Raw genomic sequence first — 15,999 nt, 5'->3', positions numbered from 1 at the left:
TTTTGATATGGTTTTAAGCCGTGTCTACAATTTCCCGGACTAAAACGGTCATCTCCGCCTCATGTTCCTCGATGGAGGCCACCAGGGTGAACTGATTGCGGGCGCGGACCAGGTTATGCTCCGGATACTGGATCTTGTAATAGGTGTCGCCGTTGATATAATCTCCGAGAAAACGGATGCCCTGCTCGAAGGTGATCAGCTTGCCGCTGAGGACCAGATGATCGATCTCGACGGGATTGAGAAAATTCCGTCCCACCGAGAGGTAGCCGCGCAGCAGCGCGGCAAACATCTCGAGATCGATGCGCACCCGCGCGAGATCCGCTTCGTCTTCAGCCGCCGTGCAGGAGGAACTGCGCACCATGTCGCCGAAATCGTAGAGGGCGCTGCCCGGCATGACGGTGTCGAGATCGATAACGCAGAGGGCTTCGCCGCTGGCGTCGTCGAGGAGAATGTTGTTGAGTTTGGTGTCGTTGTGGGTGATGCGTTCGGGGATCCGTCCCTGCTGCATGAGGTTGACCAGAACGGGAGCGAGGTCGCGGCGGGCCAGGGCGAACTCGATTTCTGCGGCGACGGCAGCGGCCCGGCCGGCACGGTTTTCTGCCACCGCCTGCATGAAATCGGCAAAACGGGAAGTGGTGTTGTGAAAGTTGGGGATGATCTCATGGAGGCGGCCGCCGGGGAGGTCGACCAGTCCCGCCTGAAAGCCGGCGAAAGCGGCGGCGGTGAGGAAGGCCTGATCCACCGACTCGATGACATCGCAGGTGTGGGTGCGCTCGACGAGCTGACAGAGGCGCCAGCAGCCGCCGTCGGGTGCGGTGGTGGTATAACCGCCACCGCGGGCTGGTTCGAAGTTCAGGACCCGGCGCTCCAGGTCTGTTACGCCGGCCGCCTCGAGTTTGCGGCGCTGATGCCCGGTAACCCGCAAGATGTTTTCCATAAGCTGGCCCGGATGTCTGAAGATGGCGGTGTTGATACGCTGCAGCACGTAGCAGCGCCGGTTGCTCCCCTGGAGATAATCGAGGCGGTAGGTATCGTTGATGTGACCGGAGCCGAAGGGATAGCCGCTAGAGAATTCACCTGGCAAGTCGAAGGCTGCGGCGATCTCCTGGAGTTGATTCTGTGTGAGTTCTTGGCGCATGACAGAGAGGTTCCTTCTGTTGACAGGGCAATATAGCGATTCAATATCATTCAAATCAATCAAAATCTCGGCCCGGCTGGTAGCGCGGGTGGGCGCCGGACGGTTTGCCCGGACCCGCAGGTCAGGGTAGGCGCCAGAAGGCCGGGCCCTGGCGAGAGGGGGCTCGCGCGCGGCTTAGAGGATCTCGCCGATCTCGCGCAGTTCCTCCTCGCTGAAAGCCAGGTGATTCAACGCCCCCAAGCTGTCCTCGAGCTGGGCCACGCTGCTGGCACCGATCAGGGCCGAGGTCATTTGCGGCAGACGCAGCACCCAGGCGATCGCCATCTGGGCAAGCGATTGGCCGCGGCGCTGCGCCAACTCGTTGAGCCGGCGCACCTTGCCCAGGCTCTCCTCGGTGATCTGCTCCGGCCGCAGGAAGCCGTGCGGCTTGCTGGCCCGTGATCCAGCGGGGACGCCCTGAAGGTACCGGTTAGTCAGCAGCCCCTGCGCCAGGGGGGAGAAGGCGATGCAGCCGATGCCCTCCCGTTCGAGCACGTCGGTCAGCCCCTCCTCTATCCAGCGGGTGAAGAGGTTGTATTTGGGCTGGTGGATGAGGCAGGGCGTTCCGAGATCGCGGAGGATGGCGGCCGCCCGCGCGGTCATCTCCGCAGAATAGTTGGAAATGCCGGCATAGAGCGCCCGGCCGCTGCGCACAGCCTGGTCGAGCGCGCCCATCGTCTCCTCCAACGGGGTATCCGGATCGGGGCGATGCGAATAAAAGATATCGACATAGTCGAGCCCCAATCGTTTGAGACTCTGATCAAGGCTGGCAAGGAGATTCTTGCGCGAGCCCCATTCGCCGTAGGGACCGTTCCACATCCAGTAGCCCGCCTTGGTGGAGATGACCAGCTCATCGCGCCAGGGGTGGAGGTCCTGGGCGAGGATTTTGCCGAAATTCTCCTCAGCCGATCCGGGCGGCGGCCCGTAGTTGTTGGCGAGATCGAAGTGGGTGATGCCCAGATCGAAGGCGCGGCGGACAATGGCGCGGCCGTTTTCAAATACGTCGACACCGCCGAAGTTGTGCCAGAGCCCCAGCGAAATCGCCGGCAGCTTGAGTCCGCGGCGGCCGCAGCGACGGTAAAGGTCTCTGTCGTAGCGTTTTTCATCTGCTTGATAGGGCATGGGTGCTCCTCCTGGTTTGGATCCTCATCGGGGTATGAATTTAGTCGTCATTTCGATCTGCATAGCCTCGCCTTGCCGCTTCAGCTGGTAATCGACGATCAGGAAGCGGTTGTCGGCGAACTCCGCCTCCTTGCGCTGCAACAGGAACCGCATCAGCGCTGCGATCTGGTCCACCTGGTCCGGAGCGAGGCGCGAGAGCATGTCGGCCAACTGGCGCTCCCGCTCACTATCTGTCTCCAGAGAGAGGTTCCAGGCGAAGATGGCATAGCTGATCGCCTCTTCGCGTGCGGTATAATTCTCGCAATACGCAAGCATCGGCTCGGCGAAACGGATAATGACCCGCGCCAGGTCCGATTCCGCCACACCATAGCGGGCGAATTTTTCCTGCGGAGTGGGTTCCCTTTCATCGGATTCGCGCATCAGCACCTCATGGTTTGGACCATCCCAGGGACCTACGCAGGGCGAGCTCTGATTCCATCGCCTGCAGCATCCCTTCCGTCCCCGTTTTACGTCTCTTGTTGCGGCTGAGATCGAGGCGGAGACGCTCGATATCCCGAGCCAGGCTGCGGTTGGAGTGTTTGGCCAGCAGCGGGTTAAAGGCCAGTTCGCTGAGAAAGCTTGCGGGGGAAGCGGCGGGGCCGAGGACGAGCAGCGCCTCGCCGGCCCGGGTCGCGGCGACGTAGGCCACCCGCCGTTCTTCCTCAATCTCCTCTTCGGGGCAGGACCCCGGTCCGTTAAAATTATAAAGGATCACATTCCGGAACTCTCTTCCCTTGGCTGCATGGATGGTCGAGAGGGTGACGCCGGCAAAACTGGCATCAGGAGACACGGGGGGCTCGGGATTGGCCACAGCGCGGTCGAGTGCATCGTAGAATTCGCGGATCGAGGTAAAAGAGGAGGCGACACTGATCAGCACCTCGAGAAGCACCTCGAGGCCCGCCTCGTCCAGGGCCATGAAGGGCCGTTTCTGCTGCTGATAAAAATCTTGCAATCCGATGATCATGCTCATGTGGGCCAGGTAGGCGTCCGGCTTTTGCTTATGCGTGATCAGCTCGCGCAAATACTGCAGATCGCCCAGATAGGTCTGGAGCGCCTGGCGCAGCCAATCCTCCACCTCCTCCGATTCGGCCGCATAAGCCAGATCCTCCTGTGTTGTGATCCCGTTGATGAAATGGTTGGGAAAGAACCGATTTGGTCGCTTGAGCGTCCGTTTCAGCGCCTCGACAGGCGCCGTCTCGCCCTTGAGGATCACAGCGAGCCAGGCGTGGAGGTCACGGCCGGCCGCCGTCTGCGCCAAGCTGCTGCCGTCGACTGGGGTGTGCGGCACGCCGGCGGCATCGAGGAGGATGGCGGCGATGTACTTATAGGCATGATAGCGGAAGAGGATGGCAAAATCGCGCCATTCTCCGCCGCCGGCCGCCTGGCGCGTGCTGATCCATCCGGCCGCCTGTTTGGCCTGTTCCCAGAGCGAGCCGCAGCTCCTGAACTCGACGCATCCCGGGGCGGCCGCAGGAGGTGTGCCCATCGGCTTGGCGACGCGGTGGCGGTTGTGGCTGATCAGCCAGCTGGCATGGCGCACAATCGCCCGCGCCGAACGATAGTTGGTGGTCAGCGTGCAATCGACTGCCCCGCCGTAGCGCTGGGTGAAATCGAGAATATGACGCACCTCTGCACCGCGCCAGCCGTAAATCATCTGATCGTCGTCGCCGACGACAAAGAGATTGTTCTGCGGCAGGGCGAGGAGGTTCATCAGCAGGATTTGCGCGGCGTTGAGATCCTGGAATTCGTCCACCAGAACAAACTGGAAACGCTCCTGCAGTTCCTGGCGCAGCTCCGAACGTTCGAGCAGCAGCACCAGGGGGAGGTAGATCATATCATCGAAATTGCAGAAGTGACTCTTCTTTTGCAGCTTGACGAACTCGGCGAAGATCGGAGCGAACGGGACGCTGCCCTCCTCGGTCTCGGCGGTCATCTTTTCTTCGAGCAGCAGGTCCATTTTGGCGCGGTTGAGGGCGGCCAGAAAGGGCTCGAGAGCATCCTGATTGCGCCGCTGCGTCAGCTGGTGATGGGGGGCGACCGCCTGCTGCATCAGCTGACGCAGCTTTTCCTGCTCGTTGCGGCCGTCGTAGCTCCAGCCCAGGGCGCGGCGGATGATCTCGTAGCCGAATCCGTGAAACGTGCGCACCACTACGCCAGGCTGGTGCAGGCGCCGGGCTATGGCGATGCCGCGGTTCTGCAGCCGGCCGACCATCTCATCGGCGGCTTTTTTGTTGAAGGCGAGGGCTATAATCTGCCCCGGCTCAATCCCCTGGTTGAGCAGGTGGATGATCCGGTTGATGAGGGTCCGGGTCTTGCCCGAGCCCGCCGGCGCCAGCACCCGGATCGGGCCGAAGAGGTGGGCGGCCGCGGTGCGTTGGCTCGGGTCGAGATTCTCATCGAGGGCGTAGAGCGGCGCCGGATCGGAAGGTATTGTAGCCGGAGCCTTCCAGAAGCTGCACAGCTGTTCAAAATAGAGGGCCTGCCGGAGGCGCTCCGGATCGGTGTGCAGCGCCGCGCTGCGCACCGGCAACGCATAGGCCTCGCGTGTGGGCCCGGAGAGCCAGAGCAGCGGCCGCCATGCTAGGCGCGCCGGCAGGAGAATGCGATTCAGCAGGAGTTCGAGACGGCCGGCCAACTCGGCGATGGTCAGATCCTGCCACAACAACAGAGCACCGGTTCCGGCGCTCGCGGCGGCTGCCTGGCTGGCGCGCACGGCCTCGTAGCGCAGACCGCGCTCCTCCAGGGCGGCGCAAAGGCGGCGGAAATCGGTTTGCTCGAGACCGAAAGCGGCGAAAGGATCCGGCTGCCCCGGCCCTGAAGGCAGGGCGGCGATATACTCCGGCAGATCCATTATTTGCGGGAGTAGAGGCTCCATAGCTTTGCCAGCGCGGCCTCCAGGGCCGGGGCCAGTTTGGCAAAATCGTTGGTCAGTTCCGGCTCATTTTTCAGCACCACTATGGGAACGCGGTGCCCCTGGATGGGCAGATACTCGCTATGGCCGGCGGTCACCTCTTCCCAGTCCACCTTTTTGTAGAGCCGCTCGAGTTTGTGATCCGGCAAACCGTGTTCGAGGATGCTGTCGGGGCGCTCGGGATTGAAGCGGCGGCGATTCTTGCGCAGTGACTCTTCATAGCTGACATCGACATAAAGTATGGCGGCACGCTCGAGCACCTCCGTGGAGAGATGCTGAAAGGCGGAGGCATAACCGCCATGCTCGCTGCCGCGCGAGAATTCGATCAGGGTTGTATGCTCGGCATGATAGTCGGTATAATCGCGCTGGTGTTTCTTGTACTCCATGCAAATCCGTTCGATCAGCAGATCCCACTGGTACTGGTGGAGAAAGTAGCCTTCCTTGTCGCTCTGCACCCGTGGCTTGTTCATGATCTTCTCGAGGATGGCATCCTCCTCGAACCAGGTCCAGAGCATCGGGAAATCATCGATCATGTCGATCAGGCCGACGTGAAAGCGCTCAGTCCGCTCGATCGGGCCGGTTTTGTTGAGAAAATCCATGATCTCGGACTTGCCCGAGGCGGGCCGGCCGAGGAGGATGAGAATATCAAAATGGTTGCGGGGCATACGAACTCCTGTTCGTTAATGGGCTTTGCGTTTGGCGTCGGGAAAGGCGTGCCAGATGCGAATCGCCAGCACCAGGCCTATCAGGGCGAAAGGCACCAGAAAGGGGGGCCAGTAGTTCCAGCTGTGGCTGGTGAGAAAACCGAGGGAGAGGGACTGGACACCGGTGCCGAGATAGACAAAACCGTCGATCAAACCGGTTGCGGTCGCCGCACCCCGGGTGCCGCCGAAATCCATGGTCGAGGTGCCGGAGAGCATGCCATGGACGCCGATGACCGCCAGAGACATCAGGACGACGATGAAGCCGAGCGCGTAAGCGCGGGTGTCGACCGGAGCCCCCTGGACGGTGCCGATCTCTTTGACTTGGATCCTCATGGTTTCGTTCTTGTTCTTGTACTTGTTGAAGCGCTGGTATTCGGCGAGCGGGATGTCGGCGATCCGCGAGGCGGTCAGACTGCTCTTGTCGGCGGCATGAATCTTCCAGATGAGGCTATCGACTTTTTCCAGGGTGTAACGCGCCGCTACCTTCTCCTCGATTTGGCCGAGGGAGAGGGGCAGCACCGCGGCGTATTTGGCAATCTGCTTCGGCTGGATGGTCAACTGCAGAGTATCGGCTACACCGTTGTTCGTGCGGGTGACGAAAGGCCACATCGCCAGGGTGCTGAGGAGCAAAACACCATAGAGCAGGGCGGCGACCGGGCCGCGGCGTGAGCCGAAGACCTTGTCGGAGATCCAGCCAGCGAGGATGCCGCCAAAGACGCCGGCGATCATCAGCAAAAATCCCCAATTCGCCGTAATATAAAAGTCCTTGGCATAGCCCATATCCGCGGTGAAGATCAGATACCAGTGCATGATGCCGTTGCGCATCACCCCGGAGCAGAACTCGATACAGGCGATGGTGATCAGGATCGGATTGGTCAGGACCTTGATAATGATTTGCCAGGTGGAGTAGTGGCGGTCGCCCTCACCGCTGGTGGCATCACCGGTGTTGAAATCGGCAAAGCCGGCGCCTGAGGGTTTTTCGCGCAGGATGAGGAGGTCGAGAAGGAAAAAGATCCCAAGGACGATGGCCGGAACGAAAAAGAGCCACCACGTCTGGTCAATGCCGCTCGAGCCGTCAACGGCCAGGAGGCTGCGGAGCCCGCGCTGCAGGAAGCTGAGCTTTTGCGGATTGGCGACGGTGGCGTTGACGATGAACTGGCCCCAATCGAAGGCGAAATAGAGGCCGAGGGAGATGAGGATACCAAAGATGCCGCCGAAGGTGCCGCGCTCGCGGATATGGAACCAGTTGGAGTTGGTCTTGACGATGGCGACGGCGCCGAAGCTCTGGAAATACATATTGGCGGCATAGAGGAGCGAAAACCAGAGGACCATGTTGAACTGCACTCCGCCGGTGAGGAGAAGCCAGGTGAGTATGCCCATGGCGACGTTCATCAGCGCCGCCCCGGCGGAGCCGATGAGCATGGCGCGCTTGCCGCCGATGCGATCGGTGAGGGGGCCATTGAGGAGAAAGGAGAAGGCGTAGGTCAGGGTTCCGGCTCCGAAGATGGTGCCGAAGTCAGCTTTGGTCATCAGCTCGCCCAGGGCATTTTTGGAGACGGTGAGGTTGTAGCGCCCCATGTAGAGAAAGGCGTAGGTGAGGCCGAGGGGGAACCAGTTCAGAAAGCGGCGCCAGCGGAAGGCGCGGCTGTGAAGGGGTTTGCCGTCAACAAGTTCCATGGTATCCGTCCTTACAGAGAAGGGTGTTTTATGAAGGAGTTGGATAATATACGCAGCCGGGGGGTAAAGGTCAAGGCCAATGCGCGGATGGGGCTAAATAAAAAAGCCGCGAATCTCTTCGCGGCTTTTACGGGTGCCGAAGGTGGGAGTTGAACCCACACGGGCGTATGCCCACACGGCCCTGAACCGTGCGCGTCTGCCAGTTTCACCACTTCGGCATTATGCCGGACTAAAATATACACATTTTTCGGCTGATTGTCAAGGCCTTTTGTCCGGGCATCGCCTAAAAACCGGCTCACCAAACTCATTGTTATGAATGGCATGCGCTCCCGGATTGAAAATCGGTATCGGTTTCGACTATTTGCTTGACTGAATGAGTCCAATTCGGTATACTAAATATATCGTTATTCGTTAAGATGCCCTGAACTTCTTGAAATCATTCCTTGCTCCCCTTCTCTTCCCATCCTCCAATACCCATCCTGATGGGCTTTCTGGGCATTATGGCGAGCCAGGCAGGACCGGTATCCTGACAGTGCTTGCTGAAAAAGGAGAGGAAATGGTACTGCCACGTCTCATCGGACCTGCAAATCCCGATTGCTTCATCCCTATCAAATACTGCTTTACGCAAATGGATCCTATTGGAGGGGCAAATTCTATGAGTGAAAAAATCCGTTATCTGATTCAAATCGCTCTGTTGTCCGCATCGGCCCTTTATCTGACTGCTTCTTTGGCCTCAGGCTATTTGGATACGGCCTTTTCCTTCCCTGGCGAACAGTCTGCTCCCGCCACTTTCCTGCTGCGCCGTTTCGTGATGGGGAGCGGCGGACTCACCTCAAGTAATGAGACATTCCTCCTCCATTCGACTTCAGGAGAAGGATGGATTAGCACCTCCTCAGGACTTAACTACCGCATGCAGGCAGGATACTGGAATTCGCTCTCGACGGCTGAAGCGGTCTCTGTACCCATAAGTGAGATCGAGGAAAATCCCCTGATCTTCCGTCTCTATCAGAATTATCCCAATCCCTTCAATCCCCAGACAACTTTTATGTATGATCTTGGAAAAGAGACCCTGGTTTGCGCTGAAATCGTTAATTCCGTCGGGCAGACGGTTCGACATTTTAATGCTGAAATGAGACAAGCTGGGCATTATCAGATGGTCTGGGATGCCAAGGACGATGCCGGACACCCAATGGGCTCGGGTGTTTATCTGTTTATTCTTCGGGCAGAAGAGACCCGAAGTGCTGACGGTGGTCCGGTAAAAGTAATCGAAAAGAGTATCAAGATCCTCCTTATAAAATAAATGACACTTGTGTGAGTTGAGTGTCCTAGCTGCGTCTGGCATTTGTAATGCATGGAGGCTTTCATGAAAAACATGCGGACGAACTGGATTGTGTTGGCCTTGATTTTCCTGGCATTCGCGGGAGTTGCCCAGGTACCGAGGATTCTGAACTATCAAGGTCTTTTAACAGGGAATGATGGAAAGCCCGTTCCGGAGGGTACCTATAGCCTGAGTTTTACCCTTTATGACGCCAACGGCACATCACTTTGGAGCGAGGTGCAACCTCAAGTCATTATCAGTGGGGGGCTCTTGCAGGTTGCACTGGGTACGATAGTCCCTTTAAACCTGCCGTTTGACAAACCGTATTGGCTTGGCATCAAAGTCGGAAATGATGCCGAACTGAGCCCACGCATGCCGTTGCAGAGTTCGGCCTACAGCTTGAGAGCGGATGATGCCGATCGGTTGTCAGGTGTTGAGGTGAGCACAAGACCGGCTGCGGGCAAATTGCTGCCATTGGACCGATATGGCAAGTTCCCATCCAGCGTACTGACCGGCAGCGCTGGGTCAGGCAACTACCTTTTAAAGGATAAAGCGGATACTTCAAGTATTCAAAGCAGCGATCCCGTTATGCTCCTCGAGAATAAGGGGGATGGTAATGCACTGTACTGTCTGGCTGCGGATGGTCGTGGTATTATGAGTGTCAGCACTAATCATGATGGCGTCAGCGGCTTGACCAGTGCGGCTAACAGAAGCGGGATCTATGGCCAAACCGATAACAGCGAGGCTTTTGGTGTTTTTGGCCGCAACAAGAGCACGACCAGTTATGGGTATTTAGGGGGGATGCACGGTGTGTTCGGCTGGAGCAAAGCGGTTTTTCATGCAGGACATTTCGAGGCGACAGGTGGATTAAATTATGGGGTGTATGCCACATCATCCGGGGATTTCTCGTTCGCCGGAAGCTTTGTCGCCTCGGGGAATTACTCTTATGGATTGTATGCCGAAGGGCCGACTTCGGATAAGGTCGGCGCCGCCGCCCTCTTCAAGGGCAATGTGGAGATTAAAAGCCGTGACAGTGATGAGACTGTACTGGAATTGGGAGAAGGATTGGATTATGCCGAGGGATTCGAGGTCACCGGGAAAGAGGCGGCTCTTCCTGGCACTGTTCTAGTGATCGATCCGGAGCACCCAGGCACGCTTCGAATTAGCGACAGGGCTTATGACAGCAGAGTGGCGGGTATCGTGCCCGGAGCAAATGGGCTGGGTTCCGGCGTTCGTCTCGGCAAAGGGCAACACGGAAGGGATGTCGCCTTGGCTGGCCGGGTCTACTGCAATGTGGATGCGACTTTTGGCGCGGTGGCACCCGGCGATCTCCTCACAACCTCGCCGACGCCCGGCTTTGCCATGGTGGTTAGAGATTATGAAAAAGCACACGGCACCATTCTCGGCAAGGCGATGCAGAATCTAGCTGCCGGACACAAGGGGCAAATCCTTGTTCTGGTCACTTTGCAGTGAGAAGGGAGGCCTCACATGAGATCTCTATTACTGTTGATTCCGCTGCTCATAGGCCAGATCACTATTAATGCAGCCATTGCACAGGATGCATGCTTGATTCTGGCGCCAGATGACTATCTGGCCGCGCTTTATCCGCTTGCACGCTTTAAAGCGTGCAGCAATCGGCCGACTTATCTGGTTGGTTTGAGCGAGATCTATTATACCTTCAGTGGCGTAGATAATCCAGAACAAATCAAACGCTGTATCGAGCACTACCAAAAAGCCAAAGGAGTCACCTCGGTTCTGCTCGTCGGTGATGTGAACAAGTTTCCCGTGCGCTGGCGTTGGTGGGGGCGCTGGATGCCTCGCGATCCTTATTTTACTGGCAAGTGGTCTGTCATTAACGGAAGTTATCACCAGACTGAGGCCAATAAGGAACTGCCCTACGCCGCCTGGTTGGATATAGGTACGCACCAAGCCTATACGATGGAGGTGGACTGTACACCCGTTAGCAGCGATTCCGTTGACTGGGAGGTACGCATTCTTTATGCCGATGCCGATCGAGCCGACAATTCGCACCGCATCGATATCATGCGCAACACGCTGCGGCTAAATGCCTGCAGCAGCAAATCGGTCAATTACAAGTTTACTCTGAGCCAGAGTTATCACCTCAAAGCGGAAGTGAAAGAAGACAGTATCGTGGTTTCCATTAATAATACCCCGCAGATCAGAGCGGCACTAGATAAACTGAACCTGGGCGGGCGGGGAAAAATCGGCTTCGGATCGTATTGTTGCCACTGTTCCTTCGATAATCTAAAGGTGACCCATGATAACAACACGCTATGGGACGAAAATTTCAATGATGGGGTCGCTAACGGCTTCATTGATGCACCTACCATGAACGAACGCAACTGGTCGGTGAGTGACCTCTATTATGCTGATCTTTATACCAGCAGCGGCGCCTTTGATGATTGGAATTGGAATAAAACAGGTTTGAATAAAAATCTCTTTGGCGAAATCGAATTTAAGCTGGCGCAATATCCTGGTGCAGTCCTTAATAATGATCACATTGATTTTTTACCGGATATTGCGGTTGGCCGCCTTCCCGCCTACGACGTAAGTCAGGTTGAAGCCTACGTGAAAAAAGTCATTTGGTACGAGACCGCCACTCAACAGACGGACAACTGGTTCAGAACCGTCGATCTCTATGAAGGTACGACTGGAGGCGCGGGATATCAGTCTAATATCGAGAATTTTTTCAAGGGATTGCCCGATCAGTTCACCGTGCATAATCGTACCTGGAATGGGACCTTTAAAAACCTGAACGATACCCAGAGGCGGGCGGTGGTGGTCAATGATATTAACCAAGGGGCCGGATTTATCAATTATCTCGGACATGGCAACACCGGCTCCTGGGCTTGCATCAGCTTTACGGATTCTGAAGTCAAGACCAAATTGACCAATTCCAGGATGTTGCCCATCATTGTCGCAGGCGCCTGCTTCACCAGCCAGTTTGCACCCATTCCGCCAGGTGAAGCCTATACCGATATTAATGATACCTTTCATACCGGTGTTAATTCGGATTGTCAACGCTTCCCCGGACCTCCGGAATATCCGGATTATGCGTATCCGCGGGCGTTGCAGGCTTCAGGGAGTCCCGGCTGCATCGGGGAGGATTTCATGTTTCTCTCCGGTTCCTCCGGCAGTAACGGCGCCATCGCCTATCTGGGTGAGAGATCCGCCGGGCGGGACTGGGGTAATCAGTTGACGGAGTATTTTTTTAAAAACTATCTTGCTGGCACGACTCTGGGCAAGATGTGGCAGGGAATGATCAAGGATTACTATTGGGCGCATCAGCTGAACGCCAGTTCTACATGGAATTATGGCCCAGAGAAATGGGATGAAGGCCACAAGTTCGATGAGCCGCAAAAATTTGTGCTTTTCGGTGATCCTTCCTTGCGTGTGGGCGGTGCCTATAATCATATCGTGGCCACTGCAGCCTATGATGGAAGCGGCGGCCCCCTGACGGGATCCAAGCGTTACCGGATTTCCAGTGATGTGATCGTACCTGGCGGCCGGACCTTGACTGTGAATACTTCGGCTTCGGTTCTATTCGATCCCGGGAGAACCTTGAGTACAAGCAAAACCTCCGGTCAACTGCGAATCGATCCGGCTAATGGGGAAGAGGTCTGTTTGATTGGGAGGCCGGGCACTGCGGAATCGAGGTACAAGGTTCGCGGGATGCGTATCGCGGGGCAATTGCGGGCCCGCAATGGTGGGGGCATTTTAGTCCATTGAGTGGCCTGAAAATAGGCGATACCGGCAGAAATCCCATCGAATCGTGGAAATAGGTCGCAAAAAACAAGGATTAATCCTTGAACTTTTTAGCTTACCCCCAGAGTGAGTCATACTCGGATATAGATAACTTACAATGAAAGGGCTGCGGGCGAGAAAAACTGGTAATAAAGGTTGTTTCGGGTGGGCGCGAGATTTTGGGGATTGCCCGGATGGGAACGAGATTCGGGGAGGTATCTTGAAGGGCTTTTTGTTGCTTGTTTTTATGGCCAGAAATTTTTATCTTATTATCTATGGCCAAAAAAGAAAAAAGTGTCTTTCAACTGCTCAACCGCAAGGCATACCACGACTACGAGATCATCGAGAAATTCGAGGCCGGGATCGCCCTGCAGGGGACCGAGGTCAAGTCGGTGCGCGCCGGCAAGGTGAGCTTCAAGGACAGTTACGCCCGGGTCATCGATGGCGAGCTATGGGTGGTCAATCTGCACATCAACGAATACGACCACGGCACGGTCTGGAACCACGATCCTGCGCGCAACCGCAAGCTGCTGCTCCATCGCCGCGAGATCAAACGCCTGACCGGAAAGACCGAGGAGCAGGGCATGACCCTGGTCCCCCTCAGCCTCTATTTCAAGAACGGCAAGGTCAAAGTGGAGCTGGGCCTCGGACGCGGACGCAAGAGCTACGACAAACGCGCCGAGATCGCCAAACGCGACGTGAACCGGGACATCGAGCGCGAACTGAAAGAACGGCAGCGGAACTGAACCAGAGGGAGTAATTGCGGTGAAAAAGCGCGTCTATGAGGAATTGAGCCGGCGGGGATTCATTCAGCAGGTGACCGAGCCCGAGCCGTTGCAGGCGCTGCTCGAACGGGAGCCGGTGACCTTTTATGTGGGATTCGATCCCACCGCCGACAGCCTGCATGTGGGCCATTTGATGGCCATCATGGGCATGTCGCAGCTGCAGCGTTTCGGCCATCGCCCCATTGCCATCATCGGCGGCGGCACCGCCATGGTCGGCGATCCGAGCGGCAAAACCGAGATGCGCAAGATGCTCACGCGTGAGCAGATCGTCGCCAACGGCGAACGCTTCAGGGCCCAGCTTAGCCGCTATCTCGATTTTGGCCCTGGTCAGGCGCTGATGGTTGATAATTACGACTGGCTTGGGGAACTGAAGTATATCGAATTCCTGCGCGATATCGGCCGCCACTTCAGCGTCAATCGCATGCTGACCTACGAAACCTACAAGATCCGCATGGAGAAGGGGCTCTCCTTTCTCGAGTTCAATTACCAGCTGCTGCAGGCCTATGACTTTCTCATGCTCTACAAGAACCACGGCTGCCGGTTGCAGCTGGGTGGCGACGACCAATGGGCCAATATCCTGGCCGGCGCCGACCTGATCCGGCGCGTCGAAGAGAGCGACGCCTACGGTCTCACCTTTCCCCTGCTGGCCACCGCGGCGGGCAAGAAAATGGGCAAGACCGAGTCGGGCGCGGTCTGGCTCGACCCGGAAAAGACGACCCCGTACGAGTATTACCAGTATTGGTACAACAGCGACGACCGCGATGTCGCCCGCTTTCTCGCTTTTTTCACCTTTCTTCCGATGTCGGAGATTGAACCGGTGCGGACGCTGGAAGGTGCTGAGCTCAATATGGCCAAGACCATCCTCGCCTTCGAGACCACGCGCATCACCCACGGCGAGGAGGCGGCGCACCAGGCCTTGCGCGCTGCAGCGGCTGCCTTTGGCGGACGGGAGATCCCTGCCAGCCTGCTCCCCTCCAGCACCGTGCCGCGCGGATCCGTGTCCGCCGCGCAGGGCGCCATGCCGGGAAGTGTCCTGTTCGCATCCCGGCTGGCGGCGGGGCCGCGTCTGGCCGACCTGCTGGTGGAACTCGGCCTGGTGGCGTCGAAAGGGGAGGCCAAGCGACTGATTCAGGGGGGCGGGGTGACGGTCAATGAGCAGCGGGTCGAGGATATCCTCTTTGCCCTGACGCCAGCCCTGGCCGCAGAAGGGCGGATCGTGCTGCGGCTGGGAAAGAAGCGGTATCATCAGCTGGTGATTGCAGATTGAGGGGCGCAGGGGAGGGGCCGGCCCGTGCGAGAAATTCAAAAAAAGCGGGTGCGACGCAAAAAAGTCCTTGCTTTTTCCCAGGAAAGTCTTATATTATGTGCCATTTTGCGCGGCAATCTGCTACGGCGGATCAAGCGCTGAAAAAGTTCTGAAAAATACAAAAAAGTGCTTGACTCGAATCATAAAGTTTTGTACTTTATATGGCTGAAAACGAAACATCAAAGTTTCGGCCAGTAATCGGCAAGTGTTCTTTGAAAATAGCGTGCAAGGCTCTATCGTCAATTCAAGGCCAGATTCATCTCGTTAATTGAAAATGAACTATATTACAATGAAGAGTTTGATCCTGGCTCAGGACGAACGCTGGCGGCGTGCCTAACACATGCAAGTCGAGCGGAGATAAGCGGATGGTAACTGAAGCTTATCTTAGCGGCGGACGGGTGAGTAACACGTGGGCAACCTGCCTTGAAGTGGGGGATAACACCGGGAAATCGGTGCTAATACCGCATAACATACACAAACTGCATGGTGAGTGTATCAAAGGAGCAATCCGCTTTAAGATGGGCCCGCGGCTGATTAGCTAGTTGGTAAGGTAACGGCTTACCAAGGCGACGATCAGTAGCCGACCTGAGAGGGTGACCGGCCACACTGGAACTGAGACACGGTCCAGACTCCTACGGGAGGCAGCAGTGGGGAATATTGCGCAATGGGGGGAACCCTGACGCAGCAACGCCGCGTGGAGGAAGAAGGTCTTCGGATTGTAAACTCCTGTCTTCTGGGACGAATAATGACGGTACCAGAGGAGGAAGCCACGGCTAACTACGTGCCAGCAGCCGCGGTAATACGTAGGTGGCGAGCGTTGTCCGGAATTACTGGGCGTAAAGGGCGCGTAGGCGGCTTTTTAAGTTAGATGTGAAAACCCGGGGCTTAACTCCGGGCGTGCATTTAAAACTGGAGAGCTTGAGTGCAGGAGAGGTAAGTGGAATTCCTAGTGTAGCGGTGAAATGCGTAGATATTAGGAGGAACACCAGTGGCGAAGGCGGCTTTCTGGACTGTAACTGACACTGAGGCACGAAAGCGTGGGGAGCAAACAGGATTAGATACCCTGGTAGTCCACGCCCTAAACGATGATCACTCGCTGTTGGCGATATATTGTCAGTGGCTAAGCAAAAGTGATAAGTGATCCACCTGGGGAGTACGACCGCAAGGTTGAAACTCAAAGGAATTGACGGGGGCC

General features: G+C 56.9%; 11 protein-coding genes, 1 tRNA gene and 1 rRNA gene. 6 read left to right on the top strand and 7 right to left on the bottom strand.

Annotation, left to right across the window (positions count from 1 at the left end; all coding sequences use genetic code 11):
• Positions 1–13: 13 nt before the first annotated feature.
• The 7 genes from PLH32_07605 to PLH32_07575 form a co-directional block, all read right to left on the bottom strand.
• Entirely contained in the window at positions 14–1,138 is a 1,125-nt protein-coding gene (locus PLH32_07605) for an aminoglycoside phosphotransferase family protein (protein ID HQJ64461.1), read from the bottom strand.
• Between the two features lie 174 nt (positions 1,139–1,312).
• Positions 1,313–2,299, bottom strand: coding sequence for an L-glyceraldehyde 3-phosphate reductase (gene mgrA, locus PLH32_07600; GenBank protein HQJ64460.1), 987 nt, complete (start codon positions 2,297–2,299; stop codon positions 1,313–1,315).
• Positions 2,300–2,323: 24 nt separating this feature from the next.
• Positions 2,324–2,719 (bottom strand): hypothetical protein, encoded by a 396-nt coding sequence (locus PLH32_07595; protein ID HQJ64459.1) that lies wholly within the window; start codon positions 2,717–2,719, stop codon positions 2,324–2,326.
• 7 nt (positions 2,720–2,726) lie between these two features.
• Positions 2,727–5,213 carry an ATP-dependent helicase gene (locus PLH32_07590; protein ID HQJ64458.1) on the bottom strand — a complete coding sequence of 829 codons (2,487 nt, stop codon included), beginning with the start codon at positions 5,211–5,213 and terminating at the stop codon, positions 2,727–2,729.
• Positions 5,189–5,914, bottom strand: coding sequence for a hypothetical protein (locus PLH32_07585; GenBank protein HQJ64457.1), 726 nt, complete (start codon positions 5,912–5,914; stop codon positions 5,189–5,191). Before PLH32_07585 ends, PLH32_07590 begins: the two co-directional genes overlap by 25 nt.
• Before the next feature lie 15 nt (positions 5,915–5,929).
• Positions 5,930–7,630 carry an MFS transporter gene (locus PLH32_07580; GenBank protein ID HQJ64456.1) on the bottom strand — a complete coding sequence of 567 codons (1,701 nt, stop codon included), beginning with the start codon at positions 7,628–7,630 and terminating at the stop codon, positions 5,930–5,932.
• Positions 7,631–7,764: 134 nt separating this feature from the next.
• Positions 7,765–7,848, bottom strand: a tRNA-Leu gene (locus PLH32_07575).
• A gap of 212 nt (positions 7,849–8,060) precedes the next feature.
• On the opposite strand from PLH32_07575, the gene PLH32_07570 reads away from it, so the two are divergent.
• From PLH32_07570 to PLH32_07545, 6 genes are all read left to right on the top strand, one after another.
• Positions 8,061–8,930 carry a FlgD immunoglobulin-like domain containing protein gene (locus tag PLH32_07570; protein ID HQJ64455.1) on the top strand — a complete coding sequence of 290 codons (870 nt, stop codon included), beginning with the start codon at positions 8,061–8,063 and terminating at the stop codon, positions 8,928–8,930.
• 63 nt (positions 8,931–8,993) lie between these two features.
• Entirely contained in the window at positions 8,994–10,421 is a 1,428-nt protein-coding gene (locus tag PLH32_07565) for a hypothetical protein (protein HQJ64454.1), read from the top strand.
• A gap of 15 nt (positions 10,422–10,436) precedes the next feature.
• Entirely contained in the window at positions 10,437–12,698 is a 2,262-nt protein-coding gene (locus PLH32_07560; GenBank protein HQJ64453.1) for a C25 family cysteine peptidase, read from the top strand.
• A 290-nt stretch (positions 12,699–12,988) separates the two neighbouring features.
• On the top strand, positions 12,989–13,459 hold the full coding sequence (gene smpB, locus PLH32_07555; GenBank protein ID HQJ64452.1) for an SsrA-binding protein SmpB: 471 nt from the start codon (positions 12,989–12,991) through the stop codon (positions 13,457–13,459).
• Positions 13,460–13,478: 19 nt separating this feature from the next.
• Positions 13,479–14,765: a tyrosine--tRNA ligase gene (gene tyrS, locus PLH32_07550; protein ID HQJ64451.1), complete on the top strand. Its 1,287-nt coding sequence runs from the start codon at positions 13,479–13,481 to the stop codon at positions 14,763–14,765.
• A gap of 325 nt (positions 14,766–15,090) precedes the next feature.
• Positions 15,091–15,999, top strand: a 16S ribosomal RNA gene (locus PLH32_07545); the annotation flags it as partial.

The organism is bacterium (genome assembly GCA_035419245.1).
Taxonomy (GTDB): Bacteria; Zhuqueibacterota; Zhuqueibacteria; order Residuimicrobiales; family Residuimicrobiaceae; genus JAKPUX01.
The sequence above is the reverse complement of the archived record's forward strand: the minus strand, read 5'-3'. Positions and strand labels throughout refer to the sequence as shown.

Coding starts and splice junctions, on each gene's coding strand:
- PLH32_07605 (HQJ64461.1), bottom strand. CDS start 1,138: ATGCGCCAAGAACTCACACAGAATCAACTCCAGGAGATCGCCGCAGCC.
- mgrA (HQJ64460.1), bottom strand. CDS start 2,299: ATGCCCTATCAAGCAGATGAAAAACGCTACGACAGAGACCTTTACCGT.
- PLH32_07595 (HQJ64459.1), bottom strand. CDS start 2,719: ATGCGCGAATCCGATGAAAGGGAACCCACTCCGCAGGAAAAATTCGCC.
- PLH32_07590 (HQJ64458.1), bottom strand. CDS start 5,213: ATGGAGCCTCTACTCCCGCAAATAATGGATCTGCCGGAGTATATCGCC.
- PLH32_07585 (HQJ64457.1), bottom strand. CDS start 5,914: ATGCCCCGCAACCATTTTGATATTCTCATCCTCCTCGGCCGGCCCGCC.
- PLH32_07580 (HQJ64456.1), bottom strand. CDS start 7,630: ATGGAACTTGTTGACGGCAAACCCCTTCACAGCCGCGCCTTCCGCTGG.
- PLH32_07565 (HQJ64454.1), top strand. CDS start 8,994: ATGAAAAACATGCGGACGAACTGGATTGTGTTGGCCTTGATTTTCCTG.
- PLH32_07560 (HQJ64453.1), top strand. CDS start 10,437: ATGAGATCTCTATTACTGTTGATTCCGCTGCTCATAGGCCAGATCACT.
- smpB (HQJ64452.1), top strand. CDS start 12,989: ATGGCCAAAAAAGAAAAAAGTGTCTTTCAACTGCTCAACCGCAAGGCA.